Origin of the sequence: Vulcanisaeta distributa DSM 14429, from assembly GCF_000148385.1 — an archaeon.
GTDB lineage: Archaea > Thermoproteota > Thermoprotei > Thermoproteales > Thermocladiaceae > Vulcanisaeta > Vulcanisaeta distributa.
Window position 1 is genome coordinate 1115235 of the sequence record NC_014537.1, and the last position, 25249, is coordinate 1140483.

Annotated in this window: 25 protein-coding genes; 12 read left to right on the forward strand and 13 right to left on the reverse strand. The window is 44.6% G+C overall.

What is annotated here, in order from left to right:
* Window positions 1–51: 51 nt before the first annotated feature.
* Entirely contained in the window at window positions 52–1272 is a 1221-nt protein-coding gene (locus VDIS_RS05770; protein ID WP_245522579.1) for an MFS transporter, read from the forward strand.
* Window position 1273: 1 nt separating this feature from the next.
* Here VDIS_RS05770 and VDIS_RS05775 read toward each other — a convergent pair whose 3' ends face one another.
* Window positions 1274–1966 (reverse strand): PD-(D/E)XK nuclease family protein, encoded by a 693-nt coding sequence (locus VDIS_RS05775; RefSeq protein ID WP_013336285.1) that lies wholly within the window; start codon window positions 1964–1966, stop codon window positions 1274–1276.
* An 81-nt stretch (window positions 1967–2047) separates the two neighbouring features.
* On the opposite strand from VDIS_RS05775, the gene VDIS_RS05780 reads away from it, so the two are divergent.
* The 8 genes from VDIS_RS05780 (at window position 2048) to VDIS_RS05815 (ending at window position 12116) form a co-directional block, all read left to right on the forward strand.
* Entirely contained in the window at window positions 2048–3604 is a 1557-nt protein-coding gene (locus tag VDIS_RS05780; RefSeq protein ID WP_013336286.1) for a hydantoinase B/oxoprolinase family protein, read from the forward strand.
* 141 nt (window positions 3605–3745) lie between these two features.
* Window positions 3746–4063 carry a nucleotidyltransferase domain-containing protein gene (locus tag VDIS_RS05785; RefSeq protein ID WP_013336287.1) on the forward strand — a complete coding sequence of 106 codons (318 nt, stop codon included), beginning with the start codon at window positions 3746–3748 and terminating at the stop codon, window positions 4061–4063.
* 131 nt (window positions 4064–4194) lie between these two features.
* Window positions 4195–5364, forward strand: a complete 1170-nt coding sequence (locus VDIS_RS05790) for a hypothetical protein (protein WP_013336288.1) — start codon at window positions 4195–4197, stop codon at window positions 5362–5364.
* A gap of 130 nt (window positions 5365–5494) precedes the next feature.
* Window positions 5495–8920: a hypothetical protein gene (locus VDIS_RS05795; RefSeq protein ID WP_013336289.1), complete on the forward strand. Its 3426-nt coding sequence runs from the start codon at window positions 5495–5497 to the stop codon at window positions 8918–8920.
* A 10-nt stretch (window positions 8921–8930) separates the two neighbouring features.
* Window positions 8931–9584: a hypothetical protein gene (locus VDIS_RS05800; RefSeq protein WP_013336290.1), complete on the forward strand. Its 654-nt coding sequence runs from the start codon at window positions 8931–8933 to the stop codon at window positions 9582–9584.
* A gap of 1 nt (window position 9585) precedes the next feature.
* Window positions 9586–10509 (forward strand): DNA double-strand break repair nuclease NurA, encoded by a 924-nt coding sequence (locus tag VDIS_RS05805; protein ID WP_013336291.1) that lies wholly within the window; start codon window positions 9586–9588, stop codon window positions 10507–10509.
* A gap of 179 nt (window positions 10510–10688) precedes the next feature.
* Window positions 10689–11054 carry a hypothetical protein gene (locus VDIS_RS05810; protein WP_013336292.1) on the forward strand — a complete coding sequence of 122 codons (366 nt, stop codon included), beginning with the start codon at window positions 10689–10691 and terminating at the stop codon, window positions 11052–11054.
* Window positions 11055–11057: 3 nt separating this feature from the next.
* Window positions 11058–12116 carry a hypothetical protein gene (locus VDIS_RS05815; RefSeq protein WP_013336293.1) on the forward strand — a complete coding sequence of 353 codons (1059 nt, stop codon included), beginning with the start codon at window positions 11058–11060 and terminating at the stop codon, window positions 12114–12116.
* On the opposite strand, the gene VDIS_RS05820 is transcribed toward VDIS_RS05815, so the two are convergent.
* From VDIS_RS05820 to VDIS_RS05855, 9 genes are all read right to left on the reverse strand, one after another.
* Complete coding sequence (locus tag VDIS_RS05820) at window positions 12103–12690, reverse strand: endonuclease dU (protein ID WP_013336294.1); 588 nt, start codon at window positions 12688–12690, stop codon at window positions 12103–12105. The two genes, VDIS_RS05815 and VDIS_RS05820, sit on opposite strands and share 14 nt — an antisense overlap.
* A gap of 121 nt (window positions 12691–12811) precedes the next feature.
* Window positions 12812–14476, reverse strand: coding sequence for a hypothetical protein (locus tag VDIS_RS05825; protein WP_013336296.1), 1665 nt, complete (start codon window positions 14474–14476; stop codon window positions 12812–12814).
* 100 nt (window positions 14477–14576) lie between these two features.
* Window positions 14577–16370, reverse strand: coding sequence for a hypothetical protein (locus tag VDIS_RS05830; RefSeq protein WP_013336297.1), 1794 nt, complete (start codon window positions 16368–16370; stop codon window positions 14577–14579).
* 107 nt (window positions 16371–16477) lie between these two features.
* A complete protein-coding gene (locus tag VDIS_RS05835; protein WP_013336298.1) occupies window positions 16478–17347 on the reverse strand; it encodes a dihydrodipicolinate synthase family protein in 870 nt (289 codons plus the stop codon).
* Window positions 17348–17400: 53 nt separating this feature from the next.
* Window positions 17401–19875, reverse strand: coding sequence for an arcadin-4 (gene rkd4 / locus VDIS_RS05840; protein WP_148678259.1), 2475 nt, complete (start codon window positions 19873–19875; stop codon window positions 17401–17403).
* A complete protein-coding gene (locus tag VDIS_RS12835; protein ID WP_013336300.1) occupies window positions 19865–20041 on the reverse strand; it encodes a hypothetical protein in 177 nt (58 codons plus the stop codon). Before VDIS_RS12835 ends, rkd4 begins: the two co-directional genes overlap by 11 nt.
* Window positions 20034–20720, reverse strand: a complete 687-nt coding sequence (locus VDIS_RS05845; protein ID WP_013336301.1) for a hypothetical protein — start codon at window positions 20718–20720, stop codon at window positions 20034–20036. Before VDIS_RS05845 ends, VDIS_RS12835 begins: the two co-directional genes overlap by 8 nt.
* A gap of 71 nt (window positions 20721–20791) precedes the next feature.
* A complete protein-coding gene (locus VDIS_RS05850) occupies window positions 20792–22102 on the reverse strand; it encodes a crenactin (protein WP_013336302.1) in 1311 nt (436 codons plus the stop codon).
* A gap of 6 nt (window positions 22103–22108) precedes the next feature.
* Entirely contained in the window at window positions 22109–22441 is a 333-nt protein-coding gene (locus VDIS_RS05855; RefSeq protein WP_013336303.1) for a hypothetical protein, read from the reverse strand.
* Window positions 22442–22513: 72 nt separating this feature from the next.
* On the opposite strand from VDIS_RS05855, the gene VDIS_RS05860 reads away from it, so the two are divergent.
* Both VDIS_RS05860 and albA read left to right on the forward strand, forming a co-directional pair.
* Window positions 22514–22873, forward strand: coding sequence for a cyclophilin-like family protein (locus tag VDIS_RS05860; protein ID WP_013336304.1), 360 nt, complete (start codon window positions 22514–22516; stop codon window positions 22871–22873).
* A gap of 53 nt (window positions 22874–22926) precedes the next feature.
* A complete protein-coding gene (albA, locus tag VDIS_RS05865; protein ID WP_013336305.1) occupies window positions 22927–23214 on the forward strand; it encodes a DNA-binding protein Alba in 288 nt (95 codons plus the stop codon).
* 81 nt (window positions 23215–23295) lie between these two features.
* Here the strand turns inward: albA and VDIS_RS05870 are convergent, their stop codons facing one another.
* Both VDIS_RS05870 and VDIS_RS05875 read right to left on the reverse strand, forming a co-directional pair.
* Window positions 23296–23850: a GTP-binding protein gene (locus VDIS_RS05870; protein ID WP_013336306.1), complete on the reverse strand. Its 555-nt coding sequence runs from the start codon at window positions 23848–23850 to the stop codon at window positions 23296–23298.
* 10 nt (window positions 23851–23860) lie between these two features.
* On the reverse strand, window positions 23861–24358 hold the full coding sequence (locus VDIS_RS05875) for a roadblock/LC7 domain-containing protein (protein ID WP_013336307.1): 498 nt from the start codon (window positions 24356–24358) through the stop codon (window positions 23861–23863).
* 139 nt (window positions 24359–24497) lie between these two features.
* Here VDIS_RS05875 and VDIS_RS05880 point away from each other — a divergent pair, with 139 nt between their 5' ends.
* Window positions 24498–24842: an arcadin 1 gene (locus VDIS_RS05880; protein WP_013336308.1), complete on the forward strand. Its 345-nt coding sequence runs from the start codon at window positions 24498–24500 to the stop codon at window positions 24840–24842.
* Between the two features lie 4 nt (window positions 24843–24846).
* Here the strand turns inward: VDIS_RS05880 and VDIS_RS05885 are convergent, their stop codons facing one another.
* Window positions 24847–25200: a DNA-directed RNA polymerase subunit K gene (locus VDIS_RS05885; RefSeq protein WP_013336309.1), complete on the reverse strand. Its 354-nt coding sequence runs from the start codon at window positions 25198–25200 to the stop codon at window positions 24847–24849.
* Between the last annotated feature and the right edge of the window lie 49 nt (window positions 25201–25249).

Sequence of the window (25249 nt, forward strand, 5' to 3'; positions counted from 1 at the left end):
GTTGGCTTGCGGGGAATTTGGTTTTTAAGGGATTTGATTTTGATATCGACTGTGCCTAATTGGGATAGGGATGTATGGTTACTCCTTGCGTCAAGGGGTTTGAGGAGTGTGGCTGGTGGTGCGCTTGGCGTGGTGACGGGGCTTTACCTGTATTACTACCTGCACCTGTCATTAACCGAGGTTGGTATTTTCTTCGGTGTTGGCGCATTCACGGCACCCCTTCTCTCACTCCTCTTCGGTAGGTTAGGCGATAAATATAGTAGGAAGGTGATCTTATTACTGACGCTTGCCTTCTTGCCAATAGCCACGGCAATACTCCTAATCACCAGGTATTACCCATTGCTCCTACTCGCAGCTGCGTTGGGAGGCTTTGGTACGGCTGGGGCGTTGGCTAGCGGTAGTGTTGGTGCTGTGGCTGCGCCAGTCCAAACGGCCATATTAGCCGATAAGACGGAGGGCATGGACAGGTCCATGGTATATGCAGTATTCAACCTAGTCTCTGGAACGGCATCGGCAATCGGAGCATTACTGGCTAACCTTAGCTATCGAGACGCATTCTATGCGGCCCTTGCACTATCAGCTGTTAGCCTATTCGTGGTATTACCAATTAAGGAGGAGCGTAGACCCAAACAACGCGTTAATGATGATCCGAATGGTAATTCCAAGACCATAGCCCAACAGTTAAGGAGGGATTTAACGTACATAAAGAGGTTCGCAATAGTTGGTGTGTTGAATGGTACGGCCCAGGGATTAATAACGCCATTTCTGCCGATAATATTTAAGATGGTTCTCCACGTGAGTAATGGTGTTGTTGGTGATATATTCTTCATCGGTGGTCTCGCTGCGGCCTTTACATCACTCACGGCGCCGGTCTTCTCGAGGATCTTTGGGCTTAGGGATGCCATAATTATTCCGAGGATAATATCGACGATTGCATTAATGCTTATTCCATTCTCAACAACGCTTTACCTGGCTACAGTAACGTACGTGGTTTACGTAATGTTTAGGGTATCATCACTAGCTCCGCAGCAAGCCTTAATGATGGAGCTTGTGGGCAGGGGCAATAGGTCAACGGTCTCTGGAGTTAATCAGGCGGCGCGATTGTTGCCGTCGGCGACGGCAACGACTGTGGCAGGCCCAATGCTTGACTACTTACCAATCCCTGTACCATTCACCATAGCTTTCATCGTGAATGTCATAAACATAGCCCTTTACAGGAGGTTCTTCCCCAACCCAAAACCAACGCGTGGTGGGGTAACCGTAATTGAATAGATTAAACGACCTCAGAAGCCCTAACCTCAACACCCAACTCCCTAGCCAATTCAAGAGCCCTCCTCCTAATTACCGGACCAACGATGAGCAATCTCGGCTTCACCTTATTAATCCTCTCATAGAGGACTCCCTCCCTGAATAGTTCAGCCACGTCACCACGGTCAATACTCACCCTATACACAACGAGTATATGCTCATTATCCCTAGTGAGAACATCGACATCAATAATAGACGGGTGACCAAATACGAAACCATCACTGTCATAGTAAGTCCAACGCCTAACCTCGTAAACCTTAAGCAGGTCACTGACTAGGTATTTAATGGACTCCCTAAAGGCCTCCTCTATGAAAAGCCCGTATCTATAGCCCAATGCCGTTACTGAGGATGTCAACTTCTCAATACTAGTCTGCATAACGATTATGACTTCACCATGCCTCCTAACGTCCTCACTCAATGCCTCCACGACCTTCTTAAGCTCATCATGAGATTTAACGAGCACCTCCACGGCTTTCCTTAGCTCGCTTATTTCCTCGCCCTGCTTAGCAACAATATCCTTCAAGTCAGTTATGGCCTTAACTAGGTTGTCCACTGAGGACTTAAGATCACTAATGCCCAGTAGTCCCATTACTGCATATCTAAACTCCTCATCTTCCTTAAGTAGCTTCAAAAGCTCCTTCCTTAAATCAGAGCTCATGCACTGATATGGAAGTCGAACTTAATTATTTAAACCTACCCATGGCAATGCTTTATTAGGGATTTGAAGAATATTCTTAAGATGGTTTCGTGGGAACTCGTGTTTAGGGCCTCGGTATTCATTGCCGAGGAGATGGGTGTTGCATTGCGTAGGTCGGCCTTCTCACCAAATATTCGTGAGAGGATGGACCACAGTTGTGCGATAACTGATTCAGAGGGCAATATCGTGGCTCAGGCAGAGCACATACCGGTGCACCTAGGCTCCTTCAGGGTTGGTGTTAAGAACCTACTTAATTGGCTTAGTAGGGAGGGTATTGAGCTTAGCCCTGGTGATGCTGTGCTACTCAACGACCCGTACATATCAGGTACGCACTTAAATGATGTCATGATCATGGAGCCGATATACGTAGGCAATAAACTCATTGGTTACGTCGTTAATAAGGCACACCACGTCGATGTAGGTGGGCCGGTGCCTGGTAGTATTAATCCCAGCGCTAGGACGATTTATGAGGAGGGCTTGGTAATACCGCCAGTCAGGATTATGATTAAGGGCGAGCTGCAGCGTGACATACTCAATGTAATACTTAGCAATTTCAAGACTCCGGAGACTGCTATTGGCGATATAACGGCTCAATTAGCCGCGAATAGGGTTGGGGTTGCCAGGGTTAGGGAGTTGGTGGAGAAGTACGGTGTTGATAATGTGGTTAATGCGTGGAGGGAGGGTATTGAGTATGGCAGGAAGTTAGCCCTGATGGAAATTGGTAAGTGGCCCAGGGGTGTTTATGATGCGGTGGATTACATGGAGCTTAATAATGAATTACTGCCGATTAAGGTATCCGTGGAGGTAAGTGAGGAGGGTGCTAAGGCTGACTTCAGTGGTACTCATGGTCAGGTTGAGGCGCCAATAAACGCTGTTTACGGCGTAACATTCTCCGCAGTATCATTTGTAATAAGATCATTGATACAAAGTGATATACCGACTAATGAGGGCTTCTACAGCACTATAAACGTCATAGCGCCCGAGGGCACGCTCGTTAACCCAAGGAAGCCTGCGCCAGTGAGTGGTGGCAATGTCGAGACGACACAGAGGATTGCGGACGTAGTCTTTAAGGCATTGGCTAAGGCACTGCCCAATAGAGTGCCGGCTGCTGGGTCTGGCACAATGATGAATGTAATGATAGGTGGGACACTACCCAATGGAGGGTACTGGGCGTACTACGAAACGATTGGCGGTGGTACTGGCGGTAGGCCGGGCAAGCCAGGCGTGAGTGGTGTTCATGTTAATATGACTAATACGTTAAACACCCCCATCGAAATCGCCGAGAGACAATACCCACTATTATTCACTGGGTATAGGATTAGGGAGGGAAGTGGTGGTGATGGTTCATATAGGGGCGGTGACGGCATAATCAGATCATTCAAGGTACTAACTAAGGCGAGACTATCAATAATGGCTGAGAGGTTTAGGACAAGGCCATGGGGCCTGTGGGGTGGTAATGACGGAGCACCAGGTAGGGTCACCATTAGGAGAAGTAATGGCGAGGTCATCAATCTACCGAGCAAGGCAACAATAGACCTGGAGCCAAGTGATGAAGTAATAATCGAAACACCAGGAGGTGGTGGGTGGGGAAAGTCATAATCTTCATTAAAGAAAATTGTGTTTAATTCGCTGTTATTCACTAATGTCTTGAGCACCTCTTTATCGTTTTTATTAATTTCCAAGCCATATAAGGGAGAAGGACTGAAAGATTAATTAAGGTTGTTAGTGAAATAATGAATAGTGAATTATGACTACTTAATTGAGGATGCCAGGAGGAGGCAGGATGTATTTAGGAATCTCGATAAGTACTTACGTATTATTAAGGAGGTTGTTAAGTCCATAGATCCCAATGCCGAGGTCTATTTATTCGGTTCTGTTGCTGAAAATAGATATGCACTATCGAGTGATATTGATGTGTTGGTGGTAACAAATGTTAATCCAGGGATTATTCTCGAGAGGCTGTGGAAGGCAGGTATTGGACCTCCCTTCGAGATCCACGTGAGGACGCATGACAAGCTGGCTTATTATGAGAGGTTCAGTAAGTTAATTAGGGTGTGAATACCTCACTCCCGCATAATACCTACCTCTATCCTTATTAATGAAAGGTATTTCCGTGATCTCGGATAAGGGCTTGGTTTAGTACTGCATGATGCTATCTTTAAAAGTTAGTGGTAAGAACTTAACAAGAAATGAGGCTTTTTATGAATACGGGTTATGGTTTACGGTGGTTATTAATCGCCTCAGCAATTACCGCAATAATCATTAGCGTTTTAATCATCATAGCCCTACCGAGATTATATACGAAACCTTCAACGGCAAATGTAATTAATAATACGGGAAGTACAAAGTTATTAATCAACACTCAGGGAATTAACGAGCCATCAATAGAAGTTATCAAAGCCCTTAATCTCACGTCATCGTTAACTGAGGGGCAGGGAACAAAGGACTCAAGCGATCTATGCTCTTACCTTTTAGGACCTACTAATCAACCAATTAATTTTAATGGTACATATATAATTGATTATGGTGCACGTGGTTACAGCGACTCGCTTGGTGATGTTATGGTTGATTTCTGCCTCGTATGGAATGGATTAGTCTATAGGGATTTGAATGGTTTCTCGGTGGGTTATGCTCAGCTTTATAGTGTAATTGAATATTCGCCAGGTCCTGGCGCGTATATTAAGTACCTAGAGTTATTCCAGGATGCCTATGCCTCATACATGGCTTATGAGTATGGGATGAATAAGATAAGTGCCTCGCAACTACCTGGGGATGTCAAATGGGTAATGAATGGTAGTAGTAATTATGGCCCAGGTTACTGGACGAATTATTATTATACGCCATACCCAATGCAGTGCACGACGGTAGAGAAGTATAAGACCACCTTAACCCTAGGCTATACAATCCAAGCACCCTCAATCTCCTCTACATATTATTGTTCACAATATACAATATCATTATCAAGGGTGCCCGGTGCAATAACGCCGTTGAAGTTCATAGCATTTAATTTGACATGGGTCTTTAAACCTATGAGCAGGTATTGGGCATCTCAGGAAGTAATGTATGGTGTTGAGAGTGAGGGTTATACGTATATGGGTCCTGCCAATAATCCGCAATCATTGATGTACGTGATTCCTGTTGGTGCTTCTGTTGTTGCTTATAAGCCGTTTGGGTGTACGTATTACCTACTCGGTTTCATACCAATACCTGGCGTATTGGTTGATCATATTGTTTATGACGTTGATTGGTACATATGGGTGAACTTTAATGGTTCAATGGGCATTCAAAGTCATGGCATGTACATACCGCCGCCAGGTATAAACAGGAACTGGAAGGAAAGCCAAAGCCCATACATTTGACTTCAGGGTTTTTATTACGCAACACAATGCCAACCAATTTGGTGGTTATGGTGGTAGGCGTTGTTAGTGCGGGATTACTTATTTTATTTGTTTTCTTAATTAATGGCCCATAGTAATTCAATCATTGATAATGTATAGTAAGTTTGGGTTTATTGATAGGCCGTTGAATCCCAGCGGAGTTCCACCTATTGAGCGTAGATACTCGCCAGTTGGCTTTGAGGGTGAACTTGAGAGGGTTAAGGCCGCGATCAATGCCTTCCTTAGGGGTAATGATAATATTGCCGTTGTCATTGTCGGGCAGTATGGTTGGGGTAAGAGTGAACTCCTCGATGCAGTGGAGGCGGTTGCCCATGGGCTTGGGCTTAGGGTTCTAAGGCTTCCACTTACCTTTGGTCTTGACATTAACGTGATCATAAACTCACTGCTTAAGGCACGTGGTAGCTCTAATGAGCCCCTGCTCCTGCTTATTGATGAGGCCGATGAGGTTAGTAGGGCTGTTGAACTTAGTAATGCCCTTAGCCCGGGCGACGCTGGCAAGGTTAGGGACTTAGTCATTAGGCTTGGCTCACTGATTAGGGCGTTGATCGAGCCCAGAAATTATAGGGATGTTCTTGGTGTTGATCCTAAGAGGCTTGGTAGGGTAATGATGGTCTTAGCCTTCACACCACAGCTTTACTATAACATACTCAAGAACATGGTGCCTGACGTATTTGACATAACGAGGGGTAGGGTGTACATGGAGATAGTGCTTGATGAGAGGATGCCCCTATGGCTCTATGAGGCAATGCTGGTTCAGCGCTTCAATGCCTACTCCACGGATGAAAGGCTTGACCTAGTTAGGAAGGGCCTGGTTAATAGCCTTCACCCACTTAGGCGTGAGTACCTGGCCACGCTTTATGAGTTAGTGGCTAACACCGAGGGTGGTAAGGCATCACCAAGGGCCTTGGTTAAGTTCACGTCTAAGCTCCTGGACATGGTCGTGGATAAGGGTAAAGAGCTTAATTATGAGGTCTTTGAGGAGTTCCTGAGAGGCGAGGTTGCCAGTGGTGAGTTGAAGGCGTACCTGGACGTGATTAATGAGGGGCCAAGTGACGAAAAGGGGTCCAGGGTATTTAAGGCATTGCTCCTGTCGGGTATTCCCAGGGGTATTAGTGATCTAAGCTCCGAGCTTGGGTTTGACGTGACATCGTACGTTAATGCAATGGTTAAGGCGGGGCTTGTTGAGGAGGTTCAAGTCGCCAGGTTTAGGCTTGATAAGGATGGATTAAGCCGGGTCAATAATGAGTTGATTAGATTAGGCTTGGCGCCAATTGAGGGTGACCTGAGGGATGTCTCGATTAGTTATGGTTCGTATTACACCGCCTATGAGGGCGAGCCAACGATTTACGTGATCCTCCCAGGCATTGCTAAGGTTTCATCCTCAGTGAGTATAACTAGGGCATATCAGGTATCGCCTAGGTTACATAGGATATTGGTTTTTGGTAAGGAGCCTGAGGAGGTCATTAGGGCTAAGGAGGAGGTTAGCAAGGCAATTAGCATTGTTAATGCCTTTCGTGAGGATTTAGCGACAGAAATTGTTCGGGCTGCACTTGGTTCGCAAGTAACACTTTACCCATTATCAAGCGCCTGGGTTGGTATTGTGGAGAATCCCCTTGATGTTAGGATTGGAATCATAGTGAGCACTGACGGCGACCCCAACCATCTCACCAAGTTATTGAGTAAGGTCATTAATGAGGGTGCAATTACCATAGACGGCCAGGAGAGGTTCATCGACTCTCTACTTGTTATTATAATGTCAAGGACATTACTTACGAGCGACATCATGAAGAGTGTTGTAGAGTCAATTAGTAAATTACCCTGGAAGCTGGTACTTGGCCCTGCGACTGATTTCGTGTACTTCTCAGTATTTGGTTCTGATAAGATCGATGAGCTTAGGTCAATAGTGATTGGTTCTAGGCTTGAGAGGTTGGATAGGGTGCCGAGGGAGTACTCGGTATTTCTCGAGAGGCTTAATGACTATAGGGATGAGGTACTCGCGTTCAGGGATAGGGTTAGGCAGAGGGCTCTTCAGTATACGATGGCAATTAGGCGTGGTGCTAAGGAGTCGAAGGATGCCGTGATTAGGAGGATTGTTGAGGCTTGGGTTAAGGGTGAAGGCCTTGAGGATCAACCTGAGGTCTTTAGGGATGAGAGTGGTAAGGCCAGGGTTAGTGCTGTTGAGTTGAGTTTCATAGATTACCTCAGGTCATTGGGTAAGCAGAGCTTCACTGAGAAGGAGCTTGAGTACTTGATAAGGAGGTTATACCCAACGCACCTGTGGAGAGAGTTTAAGGAGGTTGATTTGATAAAGTTGCTTAGTCTCAGGGGTTTGCTCCTACCCGTTAATAATAACCTAACCGAGTACGCGCCATACACGCCGGAGCTCGTGCCCAAGGTACTCACAATACTTAATGAGTACATGAATAGGCTTAATGAGACCCTCCATAAGCCATTATCAATAAGTATTGATGAGTTGAAGGTGAGTATTGAGGTTCAACCTGGGATTAATGTGCAGGGTAATGATTGCGAGAAGGCGTTCACGCTATTAAAGGCAGTACCTGAAACATCAAGCGAATTTCTAAGGAGGTATTCATTATTCATGTTATGCATCGACAAGCTGGAGGACGAGGTTGATCAGAAGCTTGAGGAATTGAATAACGAATTATCATCACTATCATCTTCATTAAACAACACAATTAAAGACCTGTTAAATAAGTTGAGTAGCGCCAGGAGAAGTATTGACGAGTACCTGCCAGGACTTTCCAGCGAGCTTGATTCAAGAGTTAATGGCCTAATTGAAAGGGTTAAGTCGTACATCCTGAGACTTAACGGGCTTGAGCTGGAGAATATTAAGGAAAGCCTTCCAACAATACTTGAGACAATCAATTCTGAGGTTAATGGAGCAATTGAATTAATGAATACACTAAAGGGTATTGAGGATAGGGTAAAGGAGTACGTGGAACTAACGAGCATTTTAAAGAACGCCTCAGTCATAATCGGTAAGGACATCGCTGGAATGAGTATTAACGACTTTGTAGACGACTTATTACCATTGATAAGGCATGGCTCACCGAATGTGCTAAGCAATTACTTAAATGAGTTGGTGCACGTTATTGAGTTAAGGCGTAAAGAGCTTAGCGATGTGTTAGGTAATGTTAATGCTTTAATTGATAAGTATGTTAAGATAACGGCATGGCTTAAGAAGAGGATTAATAATAAGTTGGTAAATAAGTTGCTGAGTGGTGCCATCCCTGAGATTCCAAATCCATCACCAACGTTTGATAATGCTAAGTACATAAGCGATGCCATTAGGAATGTAGATGAGGTCATTAACGGGATAAGTAGGGAACTTAATATACCCAGGGACTTACTCATCAAGATTGCATCGCTAGGTCCCAATGTGGGTATTGACGAGGGGTCCCTGGCAAAGGAGCTCAATATGGATATTTCCACGGTAAATAAGTACCTGGAAAGTATGTGGAAGGCAGGTTTGATTGATAGGAGGTATGTGACATGAGGTGATAATAATGAAGGTGGCAGTTCTTGGATTGGGGAGGAATTGCGTGGATAATGAGGTATTTAGTTGCGGTGATGTCAGTGATGCATCAGTGATTATTGACTTAAATGGTAGTCTTAAGTCATTGGATGTTAAAGCCCAGTTAATAGTGTTAACAAGCCCTGAGTCCCTTGTGACTATTAAGAGGTATGTAGTTGATGAGATCGCCATCGGTAATTCCGTATTAAGGACTTTAATAGGTCTTGGAGAGCTTGAGGGTGATGCCGTCATTAAGGGTGTTAGGGGTGAGGTATTTGGTGTTTCACTGGGTGGTAAGGTCATACTCTTCGCAAGGCCGTTGCTCATCTACTTAGTCCATGACCCTGAACCACTCATCAACGAGTTGAAGCTCCTGCTTAGTAATGCCCCACCAGGTATCAGCGTTGAGGATGTGGTTAGGGAGTTAACGTCCTTAATAATATCTGAGAGGCGTAGTAAGAAGGTTTCACGTACATTGGCCTACCTGGAGGAGTTTCTCCAGGATAACGATGTTAGTAAGTTACCACCCTACATACTCGACTTACTAACCAGTGTTGGCGCTGTGCAGGGTGATAGGGTTAATAGGGAATTGATTGAGAGAATAATTAATGAGGTGAAGGCTAGGATATACCCGAGGAGGAGTTAGGATGTTTAATGACGTAATAGTAAACATGCTTGAGCTCATCGAGACCAGGATTGCCCAGATGAGAGATAGGGCCCTAGAACTACTTAACAGTGCCAGTAATTTCATGAGCTACGTAATCGAGGTTGCGCCTAGCCGTGAGTTCACGAGGTTCATAGCCGTTGACTCCGGGTTCACTGAGATAACGTATCTAGGCTTTAGAATAGCCGTCATTAACGTAGCCTTACTAATGAATGTTGATGGTAAAGGACACGTAATAAATAGGTTCGATGCGCTACTTGGAATTTCCAGTGAGGAATTAGAGAGAATAGCCCTGGACATGGAGGCCCAATACGCACTGGAATACTCAAGGTCCTTCCCCGTAGATATTGTGTTACTTGATGGGGCATTGATGGGGAGGAACTACGTGAATAGGTTCAGCACTCCACTGCTTGCCCATGTTAAGGATGTCAAGGGTGATAGGTATTCGCAGGGGATAGCTGATGATGAGTTTAGGAATTACGTCAATAGGGCGTTGCAGATAATGGAGGAGCCATTAGTGATGCATATGATTATGGAGACCTACAGAGCAAGGAATAGGTCAATTAATGCCCTGGTTACTAAGCCCTACGTTGTTGGTAGGGTTGGTGATAAGGAGGTTTATGGATTCTACGTTCAATACCTACCAGAGACCTTGCCGATATATACCGAGTACGTTGGTGATCCAGGCGTGATTAGGCAGGTAGTATCACGTATAGCTCCATTATCCACGATGCCGAGACTCGGGTACCCAGCCCCATTATACATCGTCGATAGGATTGCCAAGGTGAATGCGGACTTTAAGGGGATGGTCAGGTTAATAATGGAGAAGTTAGGTGGCGAGGTTTTAAGTGAGTTGAGGGGTATGTACCTAAAGATAGGGCTTAATGAGTACGTGAAAAGTAAGTAGTGATGAGGTAATAGGCGTTACGGTGAGGATTGGTCATCCCGGGTTCATCTCATCAAAGCAAGTGCTCAGCAGCGTCCTCGACCTAATCATCGAATGTAATGTGTTTTCCCAGTAATTTAACTCTTTATTTCCATAATGACCATTAAGCAAATAAAGTGCTAAAGGCTTTGTTTTGTTGGATGCTGATATACATTGTGCGTGCAATGAACGAGCTTAGGAGGTGCCTTGCCCTTTATGATGAGTTTGAGTGCTCGGCATACCTCAATAGGACCTATGGTACCTGGATGGTTAGGCTCAGTAATGATGAGGCTAATGTGATCCTTAATGAGGCATCCAAGTCATGCACGCAGGTTGAGAGTAGCTTCCTTTATTGTGTGTTCTGTGTTGGTTCGCAGTGTAGTATGGAGCCTTCAGAATCCGTGAGTAGGTACATTATTGATTGTCTCGATAAACTCAATATTAGGCAGGGTGTAAAGGATGCTTTGAGGAGTATTCTTAATAAGGCCGTGGAGATTAATTCTGAAGTGGCGTGTACCGGTGAGTGATTTATGCTTAGGCAGGTGATCTTTGGAGGCGTCTTCGATAAATTACCGCAGGGCATTTACAGGAGGTGGTTTGTTTATCAAATGAGGGTTTCCCAGGCGTTAATAATTCTCTCCATGGCATCGTTCATAATCGGTTCGGCTGTTTTGGCACTGAGGTATGGACGACTACATGGGGATTTGATGCTCGGTGGCTTAATACTATTCTACGTCGGCATAATGTTCAGCCAACACCCTGGCTTCACGAGGGTTATGCCAAGCCCATTCGCGTCAGTGTTGATTGGCTTATTAACCATTGCGTGGTTCGTGACCTACACATTAGGTGTGTGGTTTAGCTGGATTATGGGTATTATCTTAGCACTATACTATGCATTGCTATTGATTATCAGGGGTGGTCTTGGCAGAAAACCACTTTACTGGCCCAACACATTCTTCCTGAGTGGCTTGATTAGTCTCATGATCGCCTTATACCTAGGTGGTTTTAGGCTAGTGGTATTCCCTGTGGCATCCATTGTTAGTCTCATTAGGCGTGTTGAGAGTAGGCAAAGGCCCATTTACGCCATTGATATTCCATACGCAGTCCTACTCCCAGTAATGACGTACTACCTTAATAACTCAATAGACCTAGCGGTTTTCTCATTATTCACGTTAATAGCCATTGGGGTACCCAGGAGGTTTGGGCCTGCATTCAAGACCACATATTCGAGGACGTACCCCATTGGTTCATCACTCGGTAGGGCTATGTTAATAATCACCGCTATCCTGGCATTAATTGGGGTTCCACTGGGCGACGTCATTCACGCGCTTTTCATAGGCTTCATAGCCGTGATAATGTCCTCACTCTGCATACCAATGCTCAACCCAGGGATACTCTGGTTCTCAATGAGGCGCTATGGCATTGTGGGCTTCGAAATACCAACGCTCCTCTTCATATCAGCCATACTAAGGGCGGTTTATTACCTAGTCGGTCCCCAATTAATCGCTGCGTCCTTAATCCTCGTATTAATAGCGTATATCGAGGTTGCCGCGTCTTACCTGAGTGGTGAGAGGGTTAAGGTGCTCTAACGTAGTTAAGTAGCGCATTCGCTATTAACCTTGCCACCCTAATTGGCTCAGGCCTCTTACCCTCCCTAACAAACTTCCTGATTATCGTCCTAGCAGTCCTATAATCAATTCCTGCAAACCTCACATAAATCCTCAAACCACCAGGTAACAACATCTCCCTAGGCTTACCCAACTTCTCATAAAGCCTCACCCTCACGTCCGAATCACTTGGAAACAACTTCCTCAGCGCATTTACGACATCACCCTCAGGCTCCTCGAAGGTCAGGCACATTATTGGCAAGCCCAGCTCATTCGACAGCCTCTCCAGGTCGATTATGTTGTACCAGGATATTATACACCCATCAATCATTATCAACTGAATGTCATTCCTACTAAACGACCTGTACAGACTTATTACAGCATCCGTAGCATCTAAACCACCAACGGTAGTTCTACCCAACGACACACCATCAATAACACCATCACTCCTCATGACAACACCAACCAGTATTGAATACCTAAGATCCAGCCTAAAGCTCTCGGCAATACCAAGGGCCCTTACGCCAGGCTTACTAACAAGCGCGTCAATACCCATACTATCCCAATCACGTAGCACTCTATGCCTGTTATAATACTTAACGCAAATGCGCAGTCAATCATTACGGGTATTGATCCCTGGAATTTACAGTAATGATTCTCATAGGTGACCTCAATCATTAAGTAATTTGAATAACTTTACCGTATTTACATGCATATGTCTGCGGGCTCCCATAGTAATTGGTTGCATTAAGTATAAAGCCGAATGTGGGTAAACCATAGACCTGAGACGCATCAACTACCGAGACGTATAGATTTGTACCAACACCAATATTGAAGAGCTCAACCCACGTGCTCTGTGTTGTTGATGAAGTTGATGGAGGCAACAGCATACCCGCAATGCTAAATATGGCACTACCCATGCTTAATAAGATTTCGAGAGGCTCAGAATTAGGTATTAAAGCGGCTAATCCAAGGGCTATGCCCGTGAGCCCAGTGCCGAGCTGTGGCGCACTTAAGCCGTATGCAGTGTTAATACCGCCGAGCTGTATTTGGTATTGCCCACTGACTATGTTTACGGGCCCATTACATTCATAGAGATATTCAGAGCCTGTGGTCGTGTATTCAAAACTGGCATAATCAATCACGGACGACGCATTTAAGGCGGAGTAACCAAAGTACCTCTCGGCTAATGGTACGGCACCGTAATACAGCAAACTTATTGTGCCGTTACCATAGTCAAGAGCGTAACCATAAGCGTCGTATTCAGGTACGTAGAGCACTTCGGAAACGGTAGTTGAGCCCAAGTACTGTGTGTATCCAGTCGTTGGATCAACGTACCAAGCATCATACTGAACAATGGCCCAAGTGGCATCTTCATAGTAGTAATATATGGAGCCTGGCACATTCACCTGTGAACCAAGCACGTACTCTGCGGTATTACCAACCCAATTCTCCTGGGTACTATAGGATGTACCTATATCTCCGTAGCCCACGGCCATGGCATTCCAATTGATTGTGCCCGAGAAGTAAATAGCCAATGTGATCCCGAGCCCCTTATCATAACTTAACACGCCATTACTCCACGTGATCCAAGCCAGTGGTAGTGAGCCATTTATGCCCAGGCATGTTGATTCCGGTATAAATTCGTAGGGTAGCGGCATGTAAATACTCGGCTGAGGACCACTCACGGAACAATTATAAAGCACGTAACCGCTATACGATCCAAAGACCTGAGGATCAGTCATGTTGGGTATATGGTTCATAGCTATGATCCTAAATGGCTTAATTGAGCTTACGTTTATGTATACCGTGGCCAATATGTACATGGGCGTAATGCCAGCCGCTAGGCTAGGCCTTTGTGCTGCCAGGGCCCAGCCTACATTGTATGGTACTACCATGGGTATTATCCAGGACTCATTATCGTGGATGTACGTCACAAACACTAGTAATGAAGTGTCATAACCATTCACCGGCATTTTAGTCTCGAGCCACTTATTCACGGCATATGCCCAGTCAGTATTGTTAAATGGTACGGTGACCGAACTACCGTAGGCATACATCACCGGCATTATGCCGTTTGGTAGGTTCACGTAAACACTGATGAAGGCATTTACGGGTGTTATTGAGGATCCGTTAATGAGGTACGTCCTAATCACCACGCCGGGCAGCATGCCCCTTATTGGTGGTGAGCTGTAATACGTTATCGTGCCCGTACTAACCCTAATCACCTGCGCAGGGCTTGGCTGAAGCGTTACTACATCCAGTGTAGAAAGTAGTATTGAGACTGTAGTGATTATTAGTATGGCCATTGTTATGAATGCTAACCTATGCCTCGTGATCATTGTTATTGAGTTATTTTATCTAATATATATTAATTTATATTAATTTAATGTATTATTTTATTTGATGCATATCGCCGAAGCCGAGGAATACGTGTCTTCCCTACTTATTGCAGTAGATGCCTCCTAGATAGGGCTGTGTCGAATTTATGATTATGCCCACGGGGAATGTCTCACTACTCACTGAGCCATAGCTATACTTTATGGGTGTTCCGTAAAACGCCACGTAGTATGCTGAGCCATAATTAGCGACCAGGTTAATTACGGTATTGAAGTAGAAGAATGACGAGGAGCCCGGTGGCGGAACCATGAGACCAGCTATGCCAAGGGCCACGGATGTTGCCAGACCAGCCAGGAATTGGTTACCGCCAAATATCGTGGCTATGCTTGAACCAACACTTGGATAGGCAAGGATTAAACCGGCTATGAATAAACCTGCCTCTGCGGCTACTCCATATGGGTTGGGATTGAATGTTGATGCCGCCACACTCAGTGAGAAGTAGCAGCCTGATGACGTACATGTTATACTGGGGCTTGATGTACATAAACCACTGTAGTGGTAATTGCCGTTACTATCCCTTGAAATGAAGACGTAGTCATAAACATAGTTTGGGCTAATTAAACCGAATCTAGGCGCTACCTGGCTCATCATGAAGTTCATAATGCCATTACCGAGGTCAATGCCCGGCCATACCCACAGCACATTATTACGTATGGCGCCTGGTAGTAGGTTAATAACAGCCGTGGCGTTGGCATACTCATTAAGTGGATAGGTATAGCCGTTCTGATCGACGTAATAGCCCTCGAACTGTATTAAGGCCAGGGTACCATTAATGCCTAAGTAAAGGAAGCCCGGTCCCCTATTGACGTAGTAATAAAGGTTCGGGTATGAGTACGATAACGAGGAGCTTGACGAAAATGCGAAGTACACATAGACATTATCGACATAGTTATAGCCACTATAGCCTCCATAAATAGGCAGGTTACTTGAGAATTGCAGCGTTGGGCCAACAACCTCAAGTCCAGAACCTGGAACATTGACAGCCCCATAGAGACCGGAGCCTTTTTGGGCATAACCACCTATACTCAGCACTATCCCGCCACCAATATTGTTGCTCCATGCATCCTTGCCCCAGGCAATCCACAGTATGGGTATTGAACCATTAAATCCAGCACAGGCACGTGGTTCCCAATAAACAATCCCTGTACCGGCGTAGATTGATGGTGGAGCGGCATTCAGGACATTACTACTTCCGAGGCAATTGTACGGTCCTACGAAGCCGTAGGGATCCACGGAGGGGCTCGCCATCAGTGATGAGGCATTTATTGCATTATGATTATAAATTATTCTTACCGGCGCTACCCTAGAGAAGTCTACGGTTAAGCTTATGACTATTGATGCGTTATTTATTATCCAGGTTGGGTTATAGGGGATCGCCACCGCCACGGTCCTTGTCTCGTTCGTGGATTTGTCGAAGTACGTGATAAATGCAAGTATGGATGGCCACACAGCATCCGGCGGGTTTCTATTGGAGGTCATGATTCTTATCGTCTCCTTAGCTATGTTAATTATTGGTTTTATAATTAAACTTACGTTTACCGAGCCGAATCCGTAGTAATAACCAACCGTGTAGATATGCCCTTCGCCAAGTGCAAATAGGCTGATGGTTAATGGGACTGGGTTATTATTTAGGTAGCCGTGAATAATGAGTATTGGCTTCCTTATGCCTGTTACATTATAATAATTGACCTGGTATGTATCAGTACTGATTATTATGATAGGTTTGGGGTTTACTGATTGGGCAAATGTATTGATTGCTATGAGCATGGTCACGGTAATTATGGAAATAGCCAGTGCGATCATAGCTATGCCCTGTCTATGAATACCTATGGTCATCAATATAATTCCTTAATAAGGGGCCTTTTACTTTACTTTTTTACCTTTACTTCGGTTATTCATAAAATTTGAGTCGAATTAAATTAAATAGAATTTAAGTAACTACGTTAGACCCTCGGCTTTAAACCCAGCCTTATTAATCCATCCCTGAGTTTCTGCACCTCGGCCTCACTTAACGGCCTTAGGTATGGCTCCTTAACAGTTCCAAAATCATAACGGAGTAAGTGGACTAGCCTGTAGTAACCATCAACGCCTGGGTAATCCCTAATTAGCTCCCTAACCTTGGCTATAAGGTCCTGCTTCTCCATGGCGGACTGCAACCTACCGGCCCTGAAGTCATTGAACATCTCCCTCATGACCTCCGGAAGTACATTAGCCATCGCCGATATGCAGCCCTTTGCCCCAACCATGAGCGCAGGCAGTATTGTGGAGTCTGCACCATTAAGTACCGTTATACCTAGCCTAACGTGGCCCATTATCTGCGTTATGTCGCCAGTACTATCTTTAACACCCGCTATTTTAACGCCGTCACTGAGCAGCCTCGCTATTAGGTCTGGCGTTACATTAAAGCCCGTGTTCTGCGGTATGTTGTAAATAAATATTGGTAACTTCGTTAATTGAGACAGCTTCTCGTAATACCTCCTCAGTGTTTCATAATCCGGCCTATAGTAGGTTGGCGGTATTGATGAGATGGCCACAGCGCCATACTTCTCGGCGAGCCTCACGGTCTCCACCACGTCCTGCCAATTAAATGAGAAGACGTGGACCATCAACTGCCTATTCGTATTCCTGGAAATGACCTCCAGGGCTTCCCTCCTCTCCTCAAGTGTTAGGTATGGTCCCTGGCTGGTTGTGCCAAATGGGTAGAAGCCGTCAACGCCTGCCTTCGTTAATGAGTCAACGTGCCTTGCGAGGGATTCCTCGTCTAATTTACCGTTTTTAAAGGGTATTGCCAGTGCTACGAATATGCCCTCCATCGTAGGTATTCGGCACAAGGCCCTTAATAAAACTATTTACTTACATATCATAATTAATCGGTTCCCTGAATAATCCTCCTCTCATTACCCTCCTTAATAAGCCTGATAACACTATACTTAACATTAGTCTCCTCAGCCGCCTTCACAATATCATTAACCAAATCCTCCGACTGTGTCGTGATTATTACCTGCCCAACCAAGCCCTCGCTAACGAACCTGGTTAATAATGCCGCAAAGGCCCTCCTAATGTTCACGTCAACGTAAGGTATTGGTTCATCCATTAGCAGGAAGTCGACATTATGATTAGTGGCCCTATAAACACTCAATAGGAATGAGAGGGTTATTGTCAGCCTCTGCCCATCACTCAACCTGGATATTGTAACCTTCCTACCGCCAGGTCTGATGGCGTAGAGCGTATATTCACTGACCACCCCAACAACGCCCCTATCCCTAACCGTAACCTCAATGCCCGCCCCCTCAAGGTCATTGTATGGGTATAGCAGCTTGAAAATTGCGCCAACGTTATCCCTAACAATCTTAATCATCTCATCCCTAACCCTTGCCTGAACCTCCCTAATACCAGCCCTAATCCTAACCAGCCTGTTATAGAAGTCCTCAAGGAAGTCAAGTCTCCTCCTGAGTACTGATGGGTCCTCCTTATCGAAGCCAAGGCTCGACAGTGCAAGCTCAAGCCTACTTAACTCCGCTGAGTCATCACCTAATTTGGCCCTAACCTGGGTTAACCTCTCATCGAGATACCTAATCTGGTCTTCAATGCTTGTTACGGTCTTCGTGTCAATACCGAGATTACTGAGTTGCTGCCTAAGCTCCTCCTCCTGCTGCTTCAGGGAATTAAGCTCCCTATACTTTCTTAGGTATGAAATTGCCCTATCAATATCGTCAATTTCAGCCCTAAACTCATCAACAAACCTCGTAAGCGCCTGAATCCTCCTATCAATATCCCTAATGGACCTCTCAATTGTCTCAAGCTTTGAGACCACAGCCTCAAACCTGGACCTGACATCCCGCGCACGTTCAACGGTGGCCTCATAATCATTAACGATAGGTAACAGGGTCTCCATGTTTGTCAATACCTTCTCCAGCTCATTCAGTTTATTCCTTATTTCCTCAATTTCGTCGTTACGACCTTTCGATAACTCCTCAATCCTCCTCTTAATGTTCTCATAATCCTCCTCACTTAACGGCCTATTGCAGACAGGGCACCTCTCCTCATGATTACTCAGTATGTACTGTAAGACATTTAGTAACGATATCCTAAAGCTCTCCTCGGAACTAAGCTTCTCAAGCCTACTCCTCAACTCCTCAATGTCCTTCCTAACCTTAATCGGCTCGCCATACTTACTAACCAATGCTCTATACTCCCTAACCCTGGACTCCTCCTGTGAAAGCCTCGCTTCAAGCTCCCTAAGTGATGCCTTCAATGACTCGGACTGGATCTCGAGATCATTACGAACATTACTAAGGTACTCCCTATCCTCAACCAGTTTATCCTTAAGTTTGGCGAGCTCCTCAAAGGCCTTGTATATATTCTCGGCGGCCTCGGCTAGGTTATCGTTAGTTATCACTAATTTACTAACCTCATCAGCCTCCTTAACAAGTGCGTACTCCTCAAGCTTCTCAATTAACGAATCCCTAAGTCTCTCAAGCCTAAGCCTAATGCTCGTCTCATTAACCTCCTTAACGCCCACCCTCTCAAGCTCCTGCTCAAGGTTCTCCCTCCTAATCCTAATAGCGATATAATTACTATATACCTCCTCAACACCCTTAAAGTTCTTCAGTATTTCCTCCCTCCTTTTTAGTAAGTCATTGTATGTATTGCTGAGTTCCTCCTCCTCCTTCCTCAACTTATCAATTTCCTCCCTCAACTCCCTAACCTTTTCCCGCGCCTTCTCAATGGAGCCGTACTTAACTATTATTTCAGGGAGCTCCTTAACACTGGCGAGTCTCTGCCTAAGTCTATTAATCAATTCCTCAAGCTGAGACATGGGTAATGACTTATTTAAATTATCGAGAATCTCAAGCCCAAATAACTTATCAATGAATATGCTCCTCTTCGTGATACTACCATAGACTAACGCCTCAAGGGTCCTATGTGTGACTAGCACGAACCTCTCAAAGTCATCATCATCAACGCCCAGGAACTCTATGATCTTGGGATTGACATCATCACCCTTATACCTAGTGCCGTTAATCATGGCGATGGGGCTTTCCCTCGCCGTTTCACCAGACCTCTTAAGCTCCCTAACTATCTCAACACCATTCGTAAGTACAAGCTTAACGAGTGAAGAATTCGAGTCCTCATTTATTAAGTCAGCCAGCTTTGAAACCCTCTCCTTAACCTCCAATTGAGTTCCATAGAGTGCATACTCAATTGCCTGAACAATACTTGTTTTGCCGGAGCCAACGGGTCCATGGATTATGTTAATACCGTCATTAAAGACAACCCTATGCTCGCCCCTAAACCCCCTGAAGTCCCTAATGGTTAATTCACTAATCCTAACCTTCACCCTCACCCACCTCAACGCCAACCTTACTCAACTCCTCATTAATCGCCTTAATAATGCCCCTTCTACCACCCTCCTTATAAGCCATGTAAAGCTTAATGGCTAATTCAGCGTCCTGCCCAAGCCTATCCCTCAGGAACTTAATTATTAATTCATCAAGCTCACCCATTACCACCACCCCTCCTTCTTAATACCTCAATCCACGGATTATTACTAAGGAAGTCAGGTAACTCATTGTTAATTGTCGAGCCCCCCTGCGCCGTAGTATTTGTTAACCCTGTGGCTTGTAACCCAATTCTCTCGAGCTTATTAACACGCTCAATTAACTCATTAATTATCTGCTCAATCCTCATCACCCTATCCCTCAACTCATTAATGTCCTTGGTTAGTGGTTGAATGTTAATGCCCGATAGGGAATTCCTCACATCATTAATTGCCTTCTCAAGGTCATCAATCCTCTTCTTAATGCTATCATCAATACCCTGTTGTAGCTGTATTGGTATGCTTGGTATTAACTCCTCCACAGCCCTTTCGGGATCAGTTGATGACAAGTCATAAATGTAAACACCAACCCTATTGCTTCTGAATAATTTACCGTTTATCAAACCCCTGGCGCTCTGTGGAAATGCTATGTACGCCTTATTGTAGTTAAATCTATTCCTCATGACATTACTAAGCTCATCAATTATGTAGGACTCCGTTGGGAACTCCTCTGTGGATATCCTGAGGTAAACCGTGTTATTACCCTCCATGAGCACGATCTCCTTCTCGCTCAGTTTATCCACTATCCTAAAACCCCTCTGTAGCAACCACTCCTCAATAAGCTTCCTCGCAATTTCAATACTCATTACACCTACACATTACTAACTAACAACTCGCTTTTTAACCTAATTGAATCATAAGACTAGAATGAAAGGACCTATTGATGAAGGTAATACCAACCCTCCTTAGTCCTCTCATTCCACTTCACATTACTGGGTAGCGCATAGCCGTATATTATGGCTCCCTTCCAGACACTAAACTGCGGATCCTTAACAATACTAATACTCAACTTACTGGCTAGGTCGGGTAATCTCTCGGAAACCATCAACCTAACCTTATCCACACTATTAACGGCAACATCCTCAAGGCCAGGCGGTACAGACCAATTAAATGCACCACCACTGAGTATTATCGTGCTCATTATCTTATCCTGAATTTCCACGGGGACCTTTCTAATGCTCGTTATTAACGCCTCGGCAATGTCCATCTCACCGTAAAACACCATATCGCCTACCGTGGCGTCCTCAATCACGAGCCTACCCTGCTGCATATAACTCGTGAATATATCATGCCTCGGATTAAAGATGACCTCGCCAATCAGGAACCTCATCCACGCCGTATCCCTCAACTCAACCTCAACCAGTGGGTTAACCCTAACCTTAATGGCAAACCTATCTGGGTCTTCCCTAGCCTTCTTGATGGCATCGTCGAGACTCCTCGGTACTAAACCGACGGCCCTCTTCACAACCTCAACCACGTACTCATCCTTAGCCAGGTCACCATACCCCGAATCCTTAAGAACCTCCCTAGTAACCGCATTGGCCTCGGCACCACCCCTATTAAGCGCCACTATACCCTCCCTAATGGGTCCGTAGCTGATTGGCACGAGTTGTATATTACCATGCCCAGCCTCAATCACAGTGCATGTTACTGCCTTCTCAGCAATAGCCACCGCAAAGGGCTGGTCTATTATGGTAACAGCTTGAAGTAGCTTACCACCAAACTCCTCATCAATCTCCTTATGAACATCGATCATCCTATCCCTCATATAGTCGGGCGCTAAAGCCGATAAGGCAACAACGAGGAAAAACCCCTTGAAGTCGGGTCTCCTGGCGAAGTCCGAGAAGAATTGCGAGAATCCATACCTGGCGAGCTCCCTGACTATCTTCCAGGAATCCTCATCCTCCTTCCTAATAACACCATCCTTAAGCGGATATCGCAGGTTCCTAATGGCATCCCTAATCGAACTTAAGTACTTGGGTATGTCATCACCGACAACGACACCCCTCTCAAGGACCTCCTTGGGGACAAGCAACTTAATGCTTTCGGGTAAATCCCTTAGGAATAACCCACGGCTCTGTATCATGTATGGCTTATCCCTCAGGGTTATTGGGCCGTACTTAAAGTACCCAGTGCCGAAGTCCTCCGCATACACGTAGTTAAGCTTGTACTTACTCTCGTCAATCATGCCGAATCACCAGGTCGCCTTTATTGCGATGAACTCATTATTAAACATTATTACGTACGTATCATCAAATGACTTAACCCTGGGCTTCAAATAATCCCTTAATTTATCTGGTAATGAATTAATTGACCCATTAATGCAATTAAGCACTTGATCAAGGATCTCCTTTAAATGCTCGCTTGTGGTCTCTACGTAATACATTGCTTGATACTTAACTCCATTATCTATGGCTAAGAACTTAAGATTAAGGCTACTTAGTATGCATGATATGAATTTGCGTCCCTCCTTAATAACGTCATCCTCATCCTTCACCTCACCAACCTTACACTCCTGACAACTCACGTAAGTTTATTAGCAATAAGGTTTATAAGGAGATTGCGCCTCTTGTGACGAGATTATAAGGTGCATAGTATTATGGAGAGTGAGTTAATCCTTGAGGTTAAGGATCTTGGAAACATAGTGATTAAGTTGGAGCCAGCTCTGTCACCACTGACCTACGCCAGATTAGGTAAGTCATTACCAATCAGGGCGAATGCAATTAAATATAGCCAAGTCATATTGATACCCCTGGATTTAGGCCTAGTGAGTGAGGGTAAAAGAACTAGTTTAAAGCCGTATGAGGTTGGTTACTGGGTTAAGAAGAGAAGCCTAGTAATCGCCCTAGGTAATGTTGATCTTGGTGAGCAGGTGAATGTGTTAGGTTACGTAATTAACGGTGCCGAACTTCTTGGTAAATTGAATGGTGGTTATTCCATAAGGATCTCGATTAGGTAACTAGGATTAAGCTTTTAAAGGGTTAGGGAAGTACCGAATACGGCGAAAGAAGTATGAGCACACCACAGCAGGAAACCACAATACTAGTGGGTAAAAAACCAACTACAAGCTATGTGATAGCTACGGTAATGAGTTTCAATGCGGGGGCTAAGAAGGTAATACTGAAGGCTAGAGGCGGTGCGATAGCCAGGGCAGTATCAACGGCGGTAATGATAAGGGATAGGTTCCTACCAAACCAGGTAAGGATAGCCGACATAAAGCTACTAACCGACAAGGTAACTGGGCAGGGAGGCAAAGAGAGATCCGTAGCAGCCATCGAAATAGTGCTTGAGAGGGTATAAGCGAAATAAGTACCATGAGCTGCTTCAAAAATCAAGTAAAATAATTACACAATCAATTCAATTATTTCATTTTCACCTTACTTAGTCATTTTTAGTCATTTCAAGGAGATAACTCCTAATCTCCTCAAGTAATGTAACGAGAACGAATAATGCACTCCTCCTGTTGGTAGCTATTAATGGCATGACCTTAACCTCATAGGGAACCTTCAATATACTCTTAATGGTAAGTATGTCCACGGCAGTGGGTACATCCTGCTTATTCGCAGCAATCACATGAGGCGTTGATGGAAAGTTTTCCCTGAAGAAATTATACATTCCCAACGCCTCCTTAACCTTCTCCTCGCTTGAACTATCAACGATGAATAGGTAGCCATGCATACCCCTGGCAATTATCTTCCACATGAAGCTAAACCTCTCCTGACCAGGTACGCCAAATAGATGCACGACTAGGTCCTCCCTAACCTTCATTCGACCATAATCAAAAGCTACCGTAGTACTTTTCTTACCATCATTTGAACTCTTCGTTATTGGAACATCAGTCTCGATAGGCAACACCTCACTTAGTGTTTTAACGAATGTGGTTTTACCAGCACCATACGGGCCAGCAATCACGATCTTTATTGTCTTTATTGGCATAATGCCCACCTCATATAACGGCTTTACTCTTTATGAAATTGATCACATCCTCAATATCCTTTGGCGTAATTTCTACATTGATTACCTCTATTATCTCCTCCTCACTAACGCTGAGAAGTTTCCTTAATAGGTCGTATAACTTATCGGTGTATTTCTCGAGTATTATCCTGATAAGGCCTATTGACGCCTCAGAATTAATTATAACCATGATGTAACCCGCATCTCTAATATTCATTAATTGAATAATACCATCAACGCCCTGCATCAATACGTAATTAACATTACCAATGGGTAACGCAGATACTAATCCCTTTAATGATGATATAAACCTTGGGGCTGCAAAGAATGTATTACCAGCGTTAATTAGGATGGTATTAGTGACATAGGTTATTACAGTACCCTCCCTATCCATTATATAAACAGCCCTTATCTGATCAGGGCTTTCCGAAATAATCTCCTCAGCCGATGACCTAACCTCATTTATGATTCTTTGAATATCACTATTCACAATCCTTTCTATTTATTATAATTTTTAAATCTTTCGATTTTTCTTATTACAGACAAAGGTAATCGTATTTTCAACTCCATTAGCAACACCCACTATATGCATAATAAGTTTTTTAAATGCATGGTGCGGGTTAATACGGATGATAACAATAAAGGGTTACGTAGTAAGTAAGACATTGGTTAATGACCCAACAGGCGGCAAGATGATAGCAATACAAATTGTTGAGGAGAGGGAGACGCCTGGCCCGGTCATTACTGGTACTGATGAGACGTCGCAAATGATGAGGGATGTGATGCCCCTCGTTCAGCAGTTACTTAGGTCTATGCCTATGGTTGGTCCATTAATGAGCGGTAAGGTTCCAATACCAAGGCTCCTAATTTGGCTTAATGAGGATGAGGCTGAGGCATTAGGCCCTAGGTTGGATGTGGGTGATGCGGTGGAGATTAGGATAGATAACGGGAAGTTGGAATTAGTTAAGGTTTAATTTATTATATCTTTACATCAAACTCCCTGCTTAAATTAAGTAAGTCCTTAAGTTTAATCCTTACATGCTTTCCATTCGGCAATGTCCTAACTATGATAAATGGAAGTAATCCCCTACGAACCTCCTCCATCGCTATGTCTATTGGATCGAACGTACCCAGCTCCTGTGGATTAATGAGTGGTTGAGCTCCCATGGCTAATTGCTTTGCCCTTGCCGCCACTATCCTGGCAAGTTCATACTTAGTTATCCTGGGTGGATATGTTAGCTTACCCTTAATTAAGTCACTAATTGTGTTTAAAATGCTCGCTAATGTATCCTCCTTAAGGATTGAGTTCGAGGCTTGATTTGATGATGACATTGGAGAATACGGAAATAAAATCGTTTAAAAATCTAACTTTATGAATGCC

Bases quoted from the DNA above. Each gene is read 5' to 3' on its own strand.
- VDIS_RS05775 (WP_013336285.1), bottom strand. From the start codon at position 1,966: ATGAGCTCTGATTTAAGGAAGGAGCTTTTGAAGCTACTTAAGGAAGAT.
- VDIS_RS05780 (WP_013336286.1), top strand. From the start codon at position 2,048: ATGGTTTCGTGGGAACTCGTGTTTAGGGCCTCGGTATTCATTGCCGAG.
- VDIS_RS05790 (WP_013336288.1), top strand. From the start codon at position 4,195: ATGAGGCTTTTTATGAATACGGGTTATGGTTTACGGTGGTTATTAATC.
- VDIS_RS05795 (WP_013336289.1), top strand. From the start codon at position 5,495: ATGTATAGTAAGTTTGGGTTTATTGATAGGCCGTTGAATCCCAGCGGA.
- VDIS_RS05800 (WP_013336290.1), top strand. From the start codon at position 8,931: ATGAAGGTGGCAGTTCTTGGATTGGGGAGGAATTGCGTGGATAATGAG.
- VDIS_RS05805 (WP_013336291.1), top strand. From the start codon at position 9,586: ATGTTTAATGACGTAATAGTAAACATGCTTGAGCTCATCGAGACCAGG.
- VDIS_RS05810 (WP_013336292.1), top strand. From the start codon at position 10,689: ATGCTGATATACATTGTGCGTGCAATGAACGAGCTTAGGAGGTGCCTT.
- VDIS_RS05815 (WP_013336293.1), top strand. From the start codon at position 11,058: ATGCTTAGGCAGGTGATCTTTGGAGGCGTCTTCGATAAATTACCGCAG.
- VDIS_RS05820 (WP_013336294.1), bottom strand. From the start codon at position 12,690: ATGGGTATTGACGCGCTTGTTAGTAAGCCTGGCGTAAGGGCCCTTGGT.
- VDIS_RS05825 (WP_013336296.1), bottom strand. From the start codon at position 14,476: ATGATCACGAGGCATAGGTTAGCATTCATAACAATGGCCATACTAATA.
- VDIS_RS05830 (WP_013336297.1), bottom strand. From the start codon at position 16,370: ATGACCATAGGTATTCATAGACAGGGCATAGCTATGATCGCACTGGCT.
- VDIS_RS05835 (WP_013336298.1), bottom strand. From the start codon at position 17,347: ATGGAGGGCATATTCGTAGCACTGGCAATACCCTTTAAAAACGGTAAA.
- VDIS_RS12835 (WP_013336300.1), bottom strand. From the start codon at position 20,041: ATGGGTGAGCTTGATGAATTAATAATTAAGTTCCTGAGGGATAGGCTT.
- VDIS_RS05845 (WP_013336301.1), bottom strand. From the start codon at position 20,720: ATGAGTATTGAAATTGCGAGGAAGCTTATTGAGGAGTGGTTGCTACAG.
- VDIS_RS05850 (WP_013336302.1), bottom strand. From the start codon at position 22,102: ATGATTGACGAGAGTAAGTACAAGCTTAACTACGTGTATGCGGAGGAC.
- VDIS_RS05860 (WP_013336304.1), top strand. From the start codon at position 22,514: ATGGAGAGTGAGTTAATCCTTGAGGTTAAGGATCTTGGAAACATAGTG.
- albA (WP_013336305.1), top strand. From the start codon at position 22,927: ATGAGCACACCACAGCAGGAAACCACAATACTAGTGGGTAAAAAACCA.
- VDIS_RS05870 (WP_013336306.1), bottom strand. From the start codon at position 23,850: ATGCCAATAAAGACAATAAAGATCGTGATTGCTGGCCCGTATGGTGCT.
- VDIS_RS05880 (WP_013336308.1), top strand. From the start codon at position 24,498: ATGATAACAATAAAGGGTTACGTAGTAAGTAAGACATTGGTTAATGAC.
- VDIS_RS05885 (WP_013336309.1), bottom strand. From the start codon at position 25,200: ATGTCATCATCAAATCAAGCCTCGAACTCAATCCTTAAGGAGGATACA.